Origin of the sequence: Leifsonia sp. Root4 (genome assembly GCF_001425085.1) — a bacterium.
GTDB lineage: Bacteria > Actinomycetota > Actinomycetes > Actinomycetales > Microbacteriaceae > Microterricola.
In genome coordinates this window covers 830,375-843,782 of sequence record NZ_LMDN01000001.1, presented here as the reverse complement: position 1 = coordinate 843,782, position 13,408 = coordinate 830,375, and the positions used below count along the sequence as shown (strand labels likewise).

The following is a 13,408-nucleotide window of genomic DNA, read 5'->3' as shown; positions in this document are numbered from 1 at the left end:
GGCCGGGCGCGTGAGCCACGGCACAGGGCGCAGCGCCCACCATCATCCCCTGCACCACCCGAGTGATATCAACGAGGAGTCACACATGACCAGATACAGCCTGAAGCTGCAGACGATCGGGGTGCTCGCCGCCGCGGTGCTGCTCGGCACCGCGGCCTGCTCGGCCACGCCGGCCACAACGGAGGAGAGCGGCGGGACCGCGGAGACCGGCGGCACGCTCAAGGTGCTCGGCACCGGCGACATCGACCACCTCGACCCGGCGCTGACGGCGTTCGTGCCCGTCACCGCTCTGATGCGCGCGGTGAGCAGGCAGCTCATCAGCTACAAGACGATCGACGACGAGACCGAGCGGCTGGCCCCGCAGGGCGACCTGGCCACCGAGGTGCCGGAGCCGACGAACGACGGTCTCACCTACACCTTCACCATTCGCGACGGCGCCCAGTGGGACGCGCCGGACGGCGCGCGAGCAATCGTCGCAGCCGACTTCATCCGTGGATTCCAGCGCCTCTGCAACCCCTCGCAGGCCAGCCCGATGCTCGGCTACTTCTACGATCTGATCCAGGGCATGGACACGTTCTGCGAGGGCTTCTCCGGCGTCGCTCCCGAGGCCGCCCCGATGAAGGAGTACATCGAGGCGAACACGATCTCCGGCCTGGTCGCAGTGGACGACAAGACCCTCGAGATCAACCTCAATGAGGCAGCAGGTGACTTCGTCTACATGCTCTCGCTCAGCCCGGCATCGCCCGCGCCGGTCGAGGTGCTCGAGTACGTGCCGGATTCCGGGGAGTACCGTGCCAACTTCATCGCCAGCGGCCCGTACACCGTCGACTCCTACACCCCGGACAAGTCGCTCGTGCTCGTGCGCAACCCGGCGTGGACGAAGGAGAGCGACCCGCTCCGTGCCGCGAACGTCGACGGCATCGAGCTGACGGTCGGTCTCACCGGGGACGCCATCATGCAGCAGCTCCAGGCCGGAACCGGCGACATGCTCTTCGACACTGCGCCCGCCCCCGCGGTCGTGCAGCAGCTGAAGGCGGCAGGCGACCCGAAGCTCAGCTTCGTCGCCAGCGGCGGCGTGCAGCCCAACATCTGGATCAACACGGTCAGCGAGAACAACGGCGGCGCCCTGAAGGACCTCACCGTGCGCCAGGCGCTGCAGTACGCGGTCGACAAGGCCGCCGTCGTTCAGACGCTCGGCGGGCCGGACATCGCCGTCGTGCAGAACGGCATCTTCGGACCGGGCGTCCTCGGCTTCCACGAGTTCGCGCCGTACCCCAGCGATGGAGGAAAGGGCGACCCGGAGAAGGCCAAGGAGCTCCTCGCCGAGGCCGGCTACCCCGACGGTCTCACACTCAAGATGCCGTTCCGCAGCCGTGCGGGTGACTCCGAGATCGCTCAGACCATTCAGGCCAGCCTGGAGAAGGCCGGCTTCACGATCGAACTCGTTCCCGTGAACCCGACCGACTACTACTCGAAGTTCCTCGTTGATCGGGACGCGACCGCGGCGGGCGTGTGGGACATCGCCCCGACCGGGTGGACGCCGGACTGGCAGGGTGGAGCGGCGCGCTCCGTCTTCCAGCCGCAGTACACCTTCACCGGTGCGCCGCAGACCTACAACTATGTCGACTACAACAACGAGGAAGCGAACGCCCTCGCGGCGGAGGCCATCAAGGCCACCGACCCGGACGAGGTCGCCGAGCTGTGGGCCCAGGTCGACGAGCTCGTGCTCGCGGACTCCCCGACGATCCCGATCGCGTCGTCGAAGGCGATCCTGTACCACTCGGAGCGGGTGCAGGACTTCACGCCGTACGCGCTCAGCGTGCAGGGCGACTGGGCGAACGTCTGGCTCTCTGAGTAGCAGCAGGGCCACGGGGTGGCGGACCGCGACTGCGGTGCGCCACCCCGCGCCGAGCCGAGGCGCGGCGATGAGACACGCGTTCACTGACGACAGGAGACACCATGGCCGTTCTCGAGGCCCGCAACCTCAATGTGAGGATCCCGACAGAGGACGGGGTGATCCACGCCGTGCGCGATGTCTCGTTCTCGGTCGAGGCCGGCGAGTTCTTCGGAATCGTCGGAGAGTCCGGATCGGGCAAGAGCGTCATGGTGCAGGCCATCATGGGGCTGATCCCGCAGGCGGAGGTCACCGGGGAGGTGTTCTTCGACGGCCGGGATCTGCTCACGATGTCGGATGCCGAACTGCGCGCCATCAGGGGCGCATCGATCAGCATGGTGTTCCAGGACCCGCTCAGCAGCCTGCATCCGCAGTTCACGATCGGCTGGCAGATCATCGAGCAGATCCGCACCCACCGCTCGGTGAGCAAGGCGGAGGCCAAGGCCATGGCCATCGAGATGCTCGGCAAGGTCGGCATCCCCAACCCGGCCGAACGCTTCGACTCCTACCCGCACCAGTTCTCCGGCGGCATGCGCCAGCGGGTGATGATCGCGATGGCCCTCAGCCTGAACCCGCGGCTCGTGATCGCCGACGAGCCGACCACCGCGCTCGATTCCACCGTGCAGGCGCAGATCCTCGAGCTGCTCGACGTGATGCGCAGGGAGTTCGACGCGACGATCGTCATGATCACCCACGACCTCAACGTGCTCGGCCGGGTCGCGGACACCCTGATGGTGATGTACGCCGGGCACCGCCTCGAGCTCGGCGCCGCCGATCAGGTGTTCGGCCTGCCCGTACACCCATACACCGCGGGGCTGCTCCGCTCCTCGCCGAGCAACTACGCACCGGGCACGGCCCTCGTCCCCATTCCCGGGCGCCCGCCGAGCCTGCTGAACGCCGTCTCCGGCTGCGTCTTCGCCGAGCGCTGCCCGGAGGTGATGGAGCGGTGCCACAGCGAGCGGCCGCCGCTGCGCCGCTACGAGAACGGCAGCGAGGCGCAGTGCTGGCTGGAGGAGCCACCGGCAGAGGCCGCCGCGGCCGCGTCTGCGCCGCACGCGGTGCGCGCCGAGCGGCCGCTCACGATTGCCGGCCAGAACTCCCTCACGGAGGTCGCCAGCGCGGCCGTGCCCCCGCTCGTCCGCCTCGACGGTGTCGAACTCTCCTTCCGCGACAAGCGCCGGCGCGAAGACGTCCCCGTGCTCCGCGGCATCGACCTCACCGTCGAACGGGGTGAGACCCTGGGCCTGGTCGGCGAGAGCGGATGTGGCAAGTCAACGTTGGCGCGTGTGATCGCCGGGCTCATCCCCGCCGGTTCCGGCGAGGTCGAGGTGTCTGGCCACCGGCTCGGGGCGATGAACCGCGACGAATGGCGCGGACTGCGCCGCGATGTGCAGCTGATCTTCCAGGACCCATACGGCGCGCTCAACCCCCGCCGACGGGTCGGGTCGATCATCGGAGACCCGTTCCGGCTGCACAAGATCTGCTCCGGAGAGGAGCGCAAGCGCCGGGTGCAGGAGCTGATGGAACTCGTCGGCCTGAACCCGGAGCACTACAACCGCTTCCCCGCCCAGTTCTCCGGCGGCCAGCGTCAGCGCATCGGCATCGCCCGCGCCGTCGCGCTCCGGCCGGCGCTGATCATCTGCGACGAGCCGGTGTCGGCGCTGGACGTGTCGATCCAGGCCCAGGTGCTCAATCTGATGAGCAGCCTCCAGCGCGAGTTCACCCTCAGCTATCTCTTCATCTCGCACGACCTCTCCGTCGTCAGGCACGTCTGCGACCGCATTGCCGTGATGGATGCGGGCCGCATCATCGAACTCGCCCCGACAGAGGAGCTCTACCGCAACCCGCAGCAGCAGTTCACCAAGACCCTGCTCGCCGCATCCGCGCCCCTCGCCAGGCCGGAGCGCGGCGCCACGCCCAGGCTCATCGACTCGCGGGCGACCGCACAGCTCCAGGAAGAAGGCGCAGCATGAACGGGCCCACCTCGCGTCCGGCCAGGGTGAGCGGAGCCGCGACGACCGCGGTCGCCGTCGCCCGTGGCGGCGCGCAGAAAGTCGGCAACGACGCCGTCGTGCAGAGGGGCTCGGCCTCGCTCACCGTGCGTCGCCTGGTCAGGGACCCGGCGAGCATGGTGGCCGTCGCGGGGATCGTGCTGATCGTCGTGCTGGCCCTCGCGGCGCCGCTGATCGCACAGCTCACCGGGCACGGTCCGAACGAACAGTTCCGCGACATCGGCCTGACCCCGGAGGGGCTGCCCGTCCCACCGGGTGAGACCTTCCTCTTCGGCACCGACCAGTTGGGCCGCGACGTGCTCGTGCGCCTCGCGTTCGGGGCACGGGTCTCACTCGTCGTCGGCGTCGTCGCCTCGCTCGCCGCCGCCATGATCGGCGTGCTTGTCGGCATCACCGCCGGATACTTCGGCGGCAAGGTCGACACCGTGCTCAGCAGGGTCATGGACCTCGTGATGAGCATCCCGTTCCTGCTCGCCGCGATCGCCCTCGTCTCCGTCGTCGGGCCGAGCCTCGCGCTCAGCACCGGAGTCATCGTCTTCTTCACGTGGACGCCGCTGGCTCGCGTGATTCGCGGGCAGACGCTCGCGCTGCGGCAGCGCGAATTCGTCGAGGCCGCGCGGTCGCTCGGCGCCGGCCAGTTCTCGATCATCGTGCGCGACATCCTGCCGAATCTGATGGTTCCGATCCTGATCTACACGACGCTGATGGTGCCGGGCGCGATCGTCTTCGAGGCGACGCTGTCCTTCCTCGGAATGGGTGTCGTCCCGCCGACGGCCAGTTGGGGAGGGATGCTCGCCGAGGCCGCGAACAACTCGATCTACCTCGTCGCACCGTGGCTCGTGCTCATCCCGGGAACGGCGTTGCTCATCGCCACGCTGGCGTTCAACACCCTCGGCGACGGGCTGCGCGACGCCCTCGACCCGCGCGCGAGCAGGAAGGCCTGACCCATGCTCTGGAGATATCTGCTCAAACGGGTCGGCTTCGCCATCCTCGTGCTGTTCGTGCTCAGCCTCTTCGTCTTCGCCCTCTTCTACATCGCGCCCGGCGATCCGGCGCGCGCGATCGCCGGCGACAAGGCGACCGCGGAGGTGCTCGCCCAGATTCGGGAGAACCTCGGACTGAATGAACCGATCTACGTGCAGTACGGCGTGTTCATGTCGAACCTGCTGCAGGGAGACCTCGGCTATTCCTACCGCAGCCAGCTGCCCGTGACCGAGATCATTGCCGACCGCATCCCGGTGACGGTGTCGCTCGTGTTCGGCGCCGTCGTGCTCTGGCTCGCGATCGGGCTGCCGATCGGCATCACCTCCGCCCGCCACCCCGGCAGCTTCCGCGACCGGGCCGGTCAGGCGTTCGCCGTCGTCGGAATCAGCTTCCCCACCTTCGTGCTCGGCATGATGGCGTTGTACCTGCTCTACTTCATACCGACCCGCGCGGGGCTGATCCTGTTCCCGCCGAGCGGCTACGTCCCGCTGACGGAGAGTGCGGGCCAGTGGGCATGGCACCTGCTGCTGCCATGGCTCACCCTCGCGCTCGTGTCCGCGGCGATCTACGCCAGGCTCTCCAGGGCGCAGATGCTCGAGGTGCTCGGCGAGGACTACATCCGCACGGCCAGGGCCAAGGGCCTCACCGAGCGCCGCGTCGTCTACCGGCACGCGCTGCGCAGCGCGATGCCGCCACTGGTCACCCAGCTGGGAACGGACATCGGGCTCATGCTGGGCGGTGTGATCGTGATCGAGACCGTCTTCGGCCTGCCAGGGCTGGGCCGACTCGCGGTCACCTCCGTTGCGAACCAGGATCGCCCGGTGATCATCGGGGTCGTGCTCGTCGGCGGCCTGTTCATCGTCGTCATCAACATCATCGTCGACACCCTCTACGCGCTCATGGACTCGCGGATCCGCACCGCATCATGAGCAGGACGACAGATCAGGCAAGGACACCGCGATGACCATCGAATACACGATCCCCGGCATGCACGTGCGGGAGCACCGCATCATTGTTCCGCTCGACTGGGCGAGGCCGGATGCCGGCCAGATCGAGGTCTTCGCCCGCGAGCTGGTCGACCCGGCCCGCCGCGCGGAGGAGTTGCCGCTGCTCGTCTACCTGCAGGGCGGCCCCGGCGGCAAGTCGCCGCGGCCCACCTCGACGGATGGCTGGCTCGGCGCGGCGCTGAAGCGCTTCCGTGTCATCCTGTTCGACCAGCGCGGGACGGGCAGGAGCACCCGCGTGACCGCGGCGACGGTGCGCTCGCTCACCGAGCGGGACGCCGCCGCCCACCTCATGCACTTCCGCGCCGACTCGATCGTGCGGGACCTCGAGCACCTGCGGCGCTCCGTGTTCGGCGGTGTGCGGTGGCGGACGCTCGGCCAGAGCTACGGCGGCTTCATCACACTCAGCTATCTGTCCACGGCGCCGGAGGGCCTGGCCGCCTGCTACATCGCCGGTGGCCTCGCCGGGCTGGATGCGACCGCAGAGGAGACCTATCGGCGGACCTATCCGAGGGTGGCCGCCAAGACCCGCCGCTTCTACGAGCGCTACGAACGCGATCGCGCGAGGATCGCCGCCGTCGCCGATCGCCTCGACGCCACCGACACGCGTCTCCCGGACGGTGACCGTCTCACCGTGCGGCGGCTGCAGACACTCGGCATCGACCTCGGCATGGGGCGGGGGGCCGAACGGCTGCACTGGCTCTTCGAGGAGGCCTTCGAGGGCGAGAGCCCCGAGGCCGGCCTGAGCGACACCTTCCTCGCCCAGGTCATGACGCGAACCAGCTACGACGACAATCCGCTGTTCGCCGTCATGCAGGAGAGCATCTACGGGCAGGATGCCGCGCCCACCGCCTGGGCCGCGGAGCGTGAACGCACCCGGCATCCGCAGTTCGATCCGGCCGCCAGGCCGCTCTGCTTCACCGGCGAGATGATGTACCCGTGGATGTTTGACGAGATCCGCTCCCTGCGGCCGTTCAGGGCAGCGGTCGACGGGCTCGCCGCGTGGCAGGAGAACAGCCCGCTCTACGACGCGGAGCGACTGGCCGCGAACGAGGTCCCGCTCGTCGCCGCCGTCTATGACGACGACATGTACATCGACTCGGGGCTCTCCAGGGGGACGCTCGACCGGCTGGGCAACGCGACCGCCTGGATCACCAACGAGTTCGAGCACGACGGGCTGCACGGCCCCGTCGTCGCCGAGCGACTTTTCACACTCATGGACGACCGCGGAGGGGCACGATGACAACGATCACGACCAGCGAACGGGGCCGCCTGCCGCTCCTGACGACGAACGCCGGATTCCAGCGCCGCATGGCCGAGAACTGGGGGGTTCCCGATCGGGCCCCGCGCCTGGCCGCCGGGCTCTCCGCCTCGACGGCCGGGCACAGGGAGAGGCTGAGCGCGGAGTGGCCAGGCGCGACGCTCGTCGTCTCGGCCGGCGGCGCGATGCTGCGCAACGACGACGAGTTCTTCCCGTTCCGAGCCGACAGTGACTTCCTCTGGCTGACCGGATGCCCGTCTCCCGACGCGGTGCTGGTCATGTTCCCGAGCGGCACTGGGCACGACGGGGTGCTCTACCTCAGCGAGCCGATCGTCGCCGGCGATCCGGACTACGTGTCCGGGCGTGAGCGCAGCGAACTCTGGATGGGTGGCGCCCCGACGTTGCGGGAATGGTCGGAGGCGCTGGCCATCGAGGTGCGCGGCCTCGGCAGCCTCGCCGGAGACCTCGGTGTTGCGCGCTCGTCGGCGCTCTACTCTGCCGGTCGGCCCACCGCGGCATCCGGGCTCCCGAGCGAGCTGCACGCGCGCGGCGGGGCTGAGCTCGGCCGGAGTATCTCGGAACTGCGTGTCGTGAAAGACGACTGGGAGATCCAACAACTGCGGGAGGCCGTCGACGCGACGGTCGAAGGCTTCGAGGCGGTCGCCTCCGAGCTGCGCCGGGCGAGCGAGGACGGCGGCGAACGGTGGCTGCAGGGCACCTTCGACCGCATCGCACGCACGCGCGGCAACACGACCGGCTACCGTACGATCGTCGCGGCCGGTGACCACGCGCCCGTGCTGCACTGGACCCGCAACGACGGACCGATCCGCGACGGCGATCTGCTGCTGCTCGACGCCGGCGTCGAGATGCGCACCTTCTACACCTCGGACATCACGAGGACCTTCCCGGTCAGCGGCAGCTTCTCCGCGCCCCAGCGGCAGGTGCACGACCTCGTCCAGGCCGCCCACGAGGCGGGAATGGCCGCGGTGCGCCCCGGCAACACCTTCACCGACTTCCACCACGCCGCGATGGCCGTGATCGCGCAGGGCCTGCACGACTGGGATCTGCTCGGCGTGTCGGTCGACGAGGCGCTGAGCGAGGCCGGCCAGCACCACAGGCGCTACCTGATCTGCGGAATCGGACACCACCTCGGCATCGATCTCCACGACTGCAGCAAGGCCAGGCACGAGCACTACAACGGCGCAGAGCTCGCTCCGGGCATGGCGCTGACGGTCGAGCCCGGTCTGTACTTCCACGCCCACGACCGGAGCGTTCCGCCGGAGCTGCGCGGCATCGGCGTGCGCATCGAAGACGACCTCGTCGTCACGGCGAGCGGGGCCGACAACCTCAGCGCGGCACTTCCCCGCGACGCGGCCGGACTCGAAAACTGGGTGCGGAGGCTCAGATGACACGGAACCGCGCACGCCGTGCCCTACGATTCAAGGGGAACAGGCGCATGCCGTGCGTCGCGGGCGAGCCCGGTGTTCGAGCTGCTGCAGGAAGAGGCCGTCGTGGCTGAGAGTATGACGTTTGTCGGAGTCGAACGCCTCGAGCGCGGGGTGAGCCTGCGCGAGATGGTCGAACGCGCGCTCGCCGCGGCCATCATCTCGGGCGAGATGCCTCCGGGCAAACTCGTCTCGGCGCCCGGCCTGGCGGCACAGTTCAACGTGTCGGCCACCCCCGTACGCGAGGCCATGCTGAATCTCGAGAAGCGGGGCTTCGTCGAGGCCGTGCGCAACAAGGGGTTCCGGGTCACGGATGTCAGCGAGGACGACCTGCGCCAGATCGTCGGCGTTCGTCGCCTGCTCGAACCGGAGGCCATGCAACAGCTGGCCGGCGCCCTGCCGGAGAACGAGCTCCCCGAGCTGCGTCAGATGGCCGAGACCATCGTCGCCGGCGCGCAATCCGGTGACCTCCGCAGCTATCTGGAAGCCGATCAGCGCTTCCACCTCCGACTCACGGCACTGCTCGGCAACCCGCTCCTCGTCGAGGTCGTCGCCGATCTGCGCTCACGCACCCGCCTCGTCGGACTGGTCTCGCTCGTCAAGTCCGCCCAGCTCGAACGCTCGGCCGCTGAACACATCGAGCTGCTCGAGGCCCTGGCATCCGGCGACGGCGACGGTGCCCGCGCCCTGATGCACCGCCACATCGGTCACACCCTCGGCTGGTGGGCCGGCCTGCCGGAAGACGACGCAGACGCGGCGCACTGAGCCGAATGGTGCACACGCCGATGCCCACCCGGGCATTGGTGCGCCGATCACGCCGGCGCATGGCCGCAGAGCCGAGGGCGACCCACAACGGGGGCTCGCAACTTTTAGCAATGTGTGACATATTACTAATGTCACCACGCCAAAGGAGGAGTCGAGATGGCCACGGATGTACTCATCGTGGGTGCCGGAATCATCGGCGCCGCGTGCGCGCGCACTCTCGCCGAAGCCGGGCTGACGGTGACCGTCCTCGACCGTGGCGCCGCGGCATCCGGCACCAGCGCCAAGGGTGAGGGCAACCTCCTCGTCTCCGACAAGGGCCCGGGCGCCGAGCTGCGGCTCGCACAGTACGCTGCATCGCTCTGGCCCGCCGTGACGGCGCAGCTCAGAGAGCAGCTCGGCCCGCGCTTCCCCGACATCGAGTACGAACGGAAGGGCGGCATCGTCGTCGCGACCACGGAGGCCGGGGTGGCGCCCCTGCTGGCGTTCGCGGGCTCCCAGCGCGCCGCCGGCGTCGATGCCCGTGTGCTCGGGGTCGCAGACGCCATGGCGCTCGAGCCGGAACTGAACCCCCGCATCACCGCCGCCGTGCACTACCCGGAAGACGCCCAGGTGCAACCGGTGATCATGACGGAGGCGCTCCTGGCCTCCGCGCGCAGAAGCGGCGCGGTCGTGCACGCCGGCGTCGAGGTGATCGGCGCGCTCCGCGATGCGAGCGGCAGAATCAGTGGGGTGCGCACGAGCGCGGGCGAGATCTCGGCCGGCGTCGTGCTCATCGCGGCCGGTCCGTGGTCCGGTGAGGTCGCGGCGGCACTCGGAACGACGCTCCCCGTTCGCCCGCGACGCGGGGTCGTGCTCGTCACGAGCCGCATGCCGCACCGCATCTTCCACAAGGTCTACGACGGCGACTACTTCGGTGCGACCCAATCCAGCGACGCATCCCTGCAGACCTCGAGCGTCGTCGAATCGACCGCGGCCGGAACCGTGTTGATCGGTTCCAGCCGCGAACAGATCGGCTTCGACGACCGTCTCCGCGTGCCCGTGCTGCACGAACTCGCGGTCAAGGCGCTGCGGATCTTCCCCTTCCTCGCCGGCGCGAGCATCATGCGCAGTTACGGCGGATTCCGGCCCTATATGCCCGACCACCTGCCCGTGATCGGCGCCGACCACCGCATCGACGGGCTCTGGCACGCGAGCGGGCACGAAGGAGCCGGCATCGGCCTGTCGCTGGCGACCGCTGAGATCATCGCGGCCGACATGCTCGGACGCACCCCGCCGATCGACCCCGCCCCGTTCCGGCTCGACCGAGCCAGCCTGGTAGCCCACCTTGCGGAGGTGGCCTGAGATGGTCGCACGGCTCCTTCCCTTCGGCGATGACCGCGCCCGCCCCGCCCCGCCCACTCCCATCGAGATCTCCGTCGACGGCGTCACCGCCACCGGCGTGGCCGGCCAGAGCATCGCCGGTGTTCTGTTGGCCTCCGGCCGCCTCGACTGGCGGCGCACATCGACCGCCGGCGCCCCGCGCGGGCTATTCTGCGGCATCGGCGTGTGCTTCGACTGCATCGTGACCGTCAACGGTGATCGCGACGTGCGTGCGTGCATGCGCCGCGCCGCCGACGGCGACGAGGTGCTGAGCCAGCACGACGCCCTTCCGGAGGTGACCGCGTGAGGCGGGTCCTCGTGATCGGAGCGGGGCCGGCCGGGCTCGCCGCGGCGACCGCCGCACGGGCCAACGGTGCCTCCGTCATCCTGCTCGACGCCGCCGACGAGCTCGGCGGGCAGTACTGGCGGCACCTGCCCGCCGAACGACCCGCGGCCGACGAGCGCATCCTGCACCACGGCTGGTCGAGATTCACCGCGCTCCGCGAGGGGCTGGAATCCGACGCCGGCTGCGAGATCATCACCGGAGCACAGGTCTGGGCGGTCGAGGCCGGAACGGATGCCGCACCGACGGTGCACGCGCTGATCGGCCCCAGCGACGGCGGGCGCCGCCGCGGACGCAGCTTCACCCCCGACGCCGTCGTGTTCGCCACCGGCGCCCACGACCGCACGCTGCCGTTCCCCGGCTGGGAGCTGCCCGGCGTCTTCACCGCCGGAGCTGCCCAGGCCTTCGCCAAGGGCGAGCGGGTCGCCATCGGCCAGCGCGTCGTCGTCGCCGGCGCTGGCCCATTCCTGTTGCCGGTCGCCGCCTCCCTCGCCCAGACGGGTGCGACGGTGCTCGGCGTCTACGAGGCCAGCCGCACGGCCGGCCTGCTGCGCGGATGGCTGCCGAAGCCGTGGCAGCTGCTGGCGTCCGCGAAGAAGGGCGGCGAGCTTGCCGGCTACCTCGGCAGCCACATCCGGAACCGGATCCCGTACCGGCTCGGCCGTGCGGTCATCGCCGCGCACGGCAACGAGCGGGTCGAAGCGGTCACCATCGCCAGGCTCGACGCCGACTGGGCGCCGATCCCGGGAACGGAGCGCAGGATCGCGGCCGACGCTGTCTGCGTCAGCCACGGCTTCACGCCGCGACTCGAACTTCCGATCGCCGCCGGATGCCGGATCACGGGCGATGGTTTCGTCGAGGTCGACGCCGCGCAGCGTTCCAGCATCCGCGGCGTGTACGCGGCGGGCGAGATCACGGGCATCGGGGGAGCCGACGCCGCCCTGGCCGAGGGCGGGGTCGCCGGCCACTGCGCCGCCGGCGGCGACCCGAGCGACCGTGAGCTGCGCACCACCGTGCGCGCCCGCGGCAACGCGGGCGGCTTCGCCGCGCGGATCGAGACCGCCCACGGCATCCGCCCCGGCTGGACGGCCTGGCTCGGCGACGACACGATCGTCTGCCGCTGCGAGGAGGTGCCATACGGGCGGCTCCGTGACATCGCCCACGACACCTGCTCGAGCGGCCTCCGCTCTCTCAAGCTCAGCACCAGAGCCGGCCTCGGCATCTGCCAGGGCCGGGTCTGTGGCCGCACGGTCGAACAGCTGCTCGGAACCGCGGGCGGCGCGGGGGAGTCGGTCGGCAGCGACCGCCGCCCCATCGCCGCCCCCGTGCGCATCGGCGAACTCGCCGGAACCCTTTCACCGCAAGACCCCACCGAACACGTCCAAGGAAAGGACACCAATGTCTGAGAAGAAGTTCGACCTCGGCGGCGTCGTCGTCGCAACCACCCTCGCGTTCAAGGAAGACGCGTCGGCACCGGCCGGCCTCGCCGTCGACTATGACAAGTTCGCAGCCCACTGCGACTTCCTGATCGAGAACGGGTGCCGCGGCGTCGGCCCGAACGGCTCGCTCGGCGAGTACTCCAGCCTCACCGACGAGGAGCGTCGCCGCGTCATCCAGGTCGCCGTCGACACCGTCGCGGGCCGCGGCCTCGTCGTCGCCGGTGTGCACGGTGTCGGCTGGCACCAGGCCGTGCAGTGGGCCGAGTACGCCAAGGAGGACGGCGCGGACGGCGTGCTGTTGCTGCCGCCGACGATCTACCGGGCGAACAGGGCAGAGGTCATCGAGCACTACGCGAAGGTGAACGAGGTCGGGCTGCCGATCATGCTCTACAACAACCCGATCGACACGAAGGTCGACCTCACGCCCGATCTGGTCGCCGAGCTCTCCCAGCTCGAGAACGTCGTCGCCATCAAGGAGTTCACGACCGACATCCGCCGGGTGCTCGAGATCCAGGAACTCTGCGAGATCGACGTCATCGCCGGAGCGGACGACCTGCTGTTCGAGTCGCTCGTCGTCGGTGCGACCGGCTGGTTCGCCGGCTACCCGAACGCGTTCCCGAAGGAGGCCGTCGAGATCTACACGCTGGTCAAGGAGGGCCGGATCGACGAGGCGCGCGAGCTGTACAAGGCGTTGGTCGCCGTGTTCCGTTGGGACTCCAAGACCGAATTCGTGCAGGCGATCAAACTCTCCATCGACATCGCAGGGCAGAGTTACGGTGGCCGCACACGTCCGCCCCGCGGTCCGCTGAGCGCGGAGACCGAGTCCCGCGTGCGTGCAGACACGGAGAAGGCGCTCGCGTACATCGCGGGCCGCTGACCGCCGGGGACCTCAAGGAGCAAAC

The 13,408-nt window shown here is 69.7% G+C and carries 11 protein-coding genes; all 11 read left to right on the top strand.

What is annotated here, in order from left to right; genetic code table 11:
• Window positions 1-85 precede the first annotated feature (85 nt).
• Window positions 86-1,858 (top strand): ABC transporter substrate-binding protein, encoded by a 1,773-nt coding sequence (locus ASC66_RS03925; protein ID WP_055834890.1) that lies wholly within the window; start codon window positions 86-88, stop codon window positions 1,856-1,858.
• A 101-nt stretch (window positions 1,859-1,959) separates the two neighbouring features.
• Window positions 1,960-3,867: a dipeptide ABC transporter ATP-binding protein gene (locus tag ASC66_RS03920; RefSeq protein WP_055834887.1), complete on the top strand. Its 1,908-nt coding sequence runs from the start codon at window positions 1,960-1,962 to the stop codon at window positions 3,865-3,867.
• Window positions 3,864-4,850: an ABC transporter permease gene (locus tag ASC66_RS03915; protein WP_082491983.1), complete on the top strand. Its 987-nt coding sequence runs from the start codon at window positions 3,864-3,866 to the stop codon at window positions 4,848-4,850. The genes ASC66_RS03920 and ASC66_RS03915 overlap by 4 nt, the downstream gene beginning before the upstream one ends.
• A 3-nt stretch (window positions 4,851-4,853) precedes the next feature.
• A complete protein-coding gene (locus ASC66_RS03910) occupies window positions 4,854-5,819 on the top strand; it encodes an ABC transporter permease (RefSeq protein WP_055834883.1) in 966 nt (321 codons plus the stop codon).
• Window positions 5,820-5,850: 31 nt separating this feature from the next.
• Window positions 5,851-7,137, top strand: a complete 1,287-nt coding sequence (locus ASC66_RS03905; protein WP_055834880.1) for an alpha/beta fold hydrolase — start codon at window positions 5,851-5,853, stop codon at window positions 7,135-7,137.
• Window positions 7,134-8,564, top strand: a complete 1,431-nt coding sequence (locus ASC66_RS03900) for an aminopeptidase P family protein (RefSeq protein WP_055834877.1) — start codon at window positions 7,134-7,136, stop codon at window positions 8,562-8,564. The genes ASC66_RS03905 and ASC66_RS03900 overlap by 4 nt, the downstream gene beginning before the upstream one ends.
• A gap of 102 nt (window positions 8,565-8,666) precedes the next feature.
• On the top strand, window positions 8,667-9,365 hold the full coding sequence (locus tag ASC66_RS03895; RefSeq protein WP_235496666.1) for a GntR family transcriptional regulator: 699 nt from the start codon (window positions 8,667-8,669) through the stop codon (window positions 9,363-9,365).
• Between the two features lie 156 nt (window positions 9,366-9,521).
• A complete protein-coding gene (locus tag ASC66_RS03890; RefSeq protein WP_055834875.1) occupies window positions 9,522-10,706 on the top strand; it encodes an NAD(P)/FAD-dependent oxidoreductase in 1,185 nt (394 codons plus the stop codon).
• A 1-nt stretch (window position 10,707) separates the two neighbouring features.
• Window positions 10,708-11,031, top strand: a complete 324-nt coding sequence (locus ASC66_RS03885; protein ID WP_055834872.1) for a (2Fe-2S)-binding protein — start codon at window positions 10,708-10,710, stop codon at window positions 11,029-11,031.
• Window positions 11,028-12,473, top strand: coding sequence for an FAD/NAD(P)-dependent oxidoreductase (locus ASC66_RS03880; RefSeq protein WP_055834869.1), 1,446 nt, complete (start codon window positions 11,028-11,030; stop codon window positions 12,471-12,473). The genes ASC66_RS03885 and ASC66_RS03880 overlap by 4 nt, the downstream gene beginning before the upstream one ends.
• The gene (locus ASC66_RS03875; RefSeq protein WP_055834866.1) at window positions 12,466-13,383 is read left to right on the top strand and encodes a dihydrodipicolinate synthase family protein; all 918 of its coding nucleotides are present in this window, start codon (window positions 12,466-12,468) and stop codon (window positions 13,381-13,383) included. Before ASC66_RS03880 ends, ASC66_RS03875 begins: the two co-directional genes overlap by 8 nt.
• Window positions 13,384-13,408 lie beyond the last annotated feature (25 nt).

What these genes read in the sequence shown, in the direction of transcription:
- ASC66_RS03910 (WP_055834883.1), top strand. Translation starts at nt 4,854, where the DNA reads ATGCTCTGGAGATATCTGCTCAAACGGGTCGGCTTCGCCATCCTCGTG.
- ASC66_RS03900 (WP_055834877.1), top strand. Translation starts at nt 7,134, where the DNA reads ATGACAACGATCACGACCAGCGAACGGGGCCGCCTGCCGCTCCTGACG.
- ASC66_RS03915 (WP_082491983.1), top strand. Translation starts at nt 3,864, where the DNA reads ATGAACGGGCCCACCTCGCGTCCGGCCAGGGTGAGCGGAGCCGCGACG.
- ASC66_RS03920 (WP_055834887.1), top strand. Translation starts at nt 1,960, where the DNA reads ATGGCCGTTCTCGAGGCCCGCAACCTCAATGTGAGGATCCCGACAGAG.
- ASC66_RS03905 (WP_055834880.1), top strand. Translation starts at nt 5,851, where the DNA reads ATGACCATCGAATACACGATCCCCGGCATGCACGTGCGGGAGCACCGC.
- ASC66_RS03875 (WP_055834866.1), top strand. Translation starts at nt 12,466, where the DNA reads ATGTCTGAGAAGAAGTTCGACCTCGGCGGCGTCGTCGTCGCAACCACC.
- ASC66_RS03925 (WP_055834890.1), top strand. Translation starts at nt 86, where the DNA reads ATGACCAGATACAGCCTGAAGCTGCAGACGATCGGGGTGCTCGCCGCC.
- ASC66_RS03885 (WP_055834872.1), top strand. Translation starts at nt 10,708, where the DNA reads ATGGTCGCACGGCTCCTTCCCTTCGGCGATGACCGCGCCCGCCCCGCC.
- ASC66_RS03890 (WP_055834875.1), top strand. Translation starts at nt 9,522, where the DNA reads ATGGCCACGGATGTACTCATCGTGGGTGCCGGAATCATCGGCGCCGCG.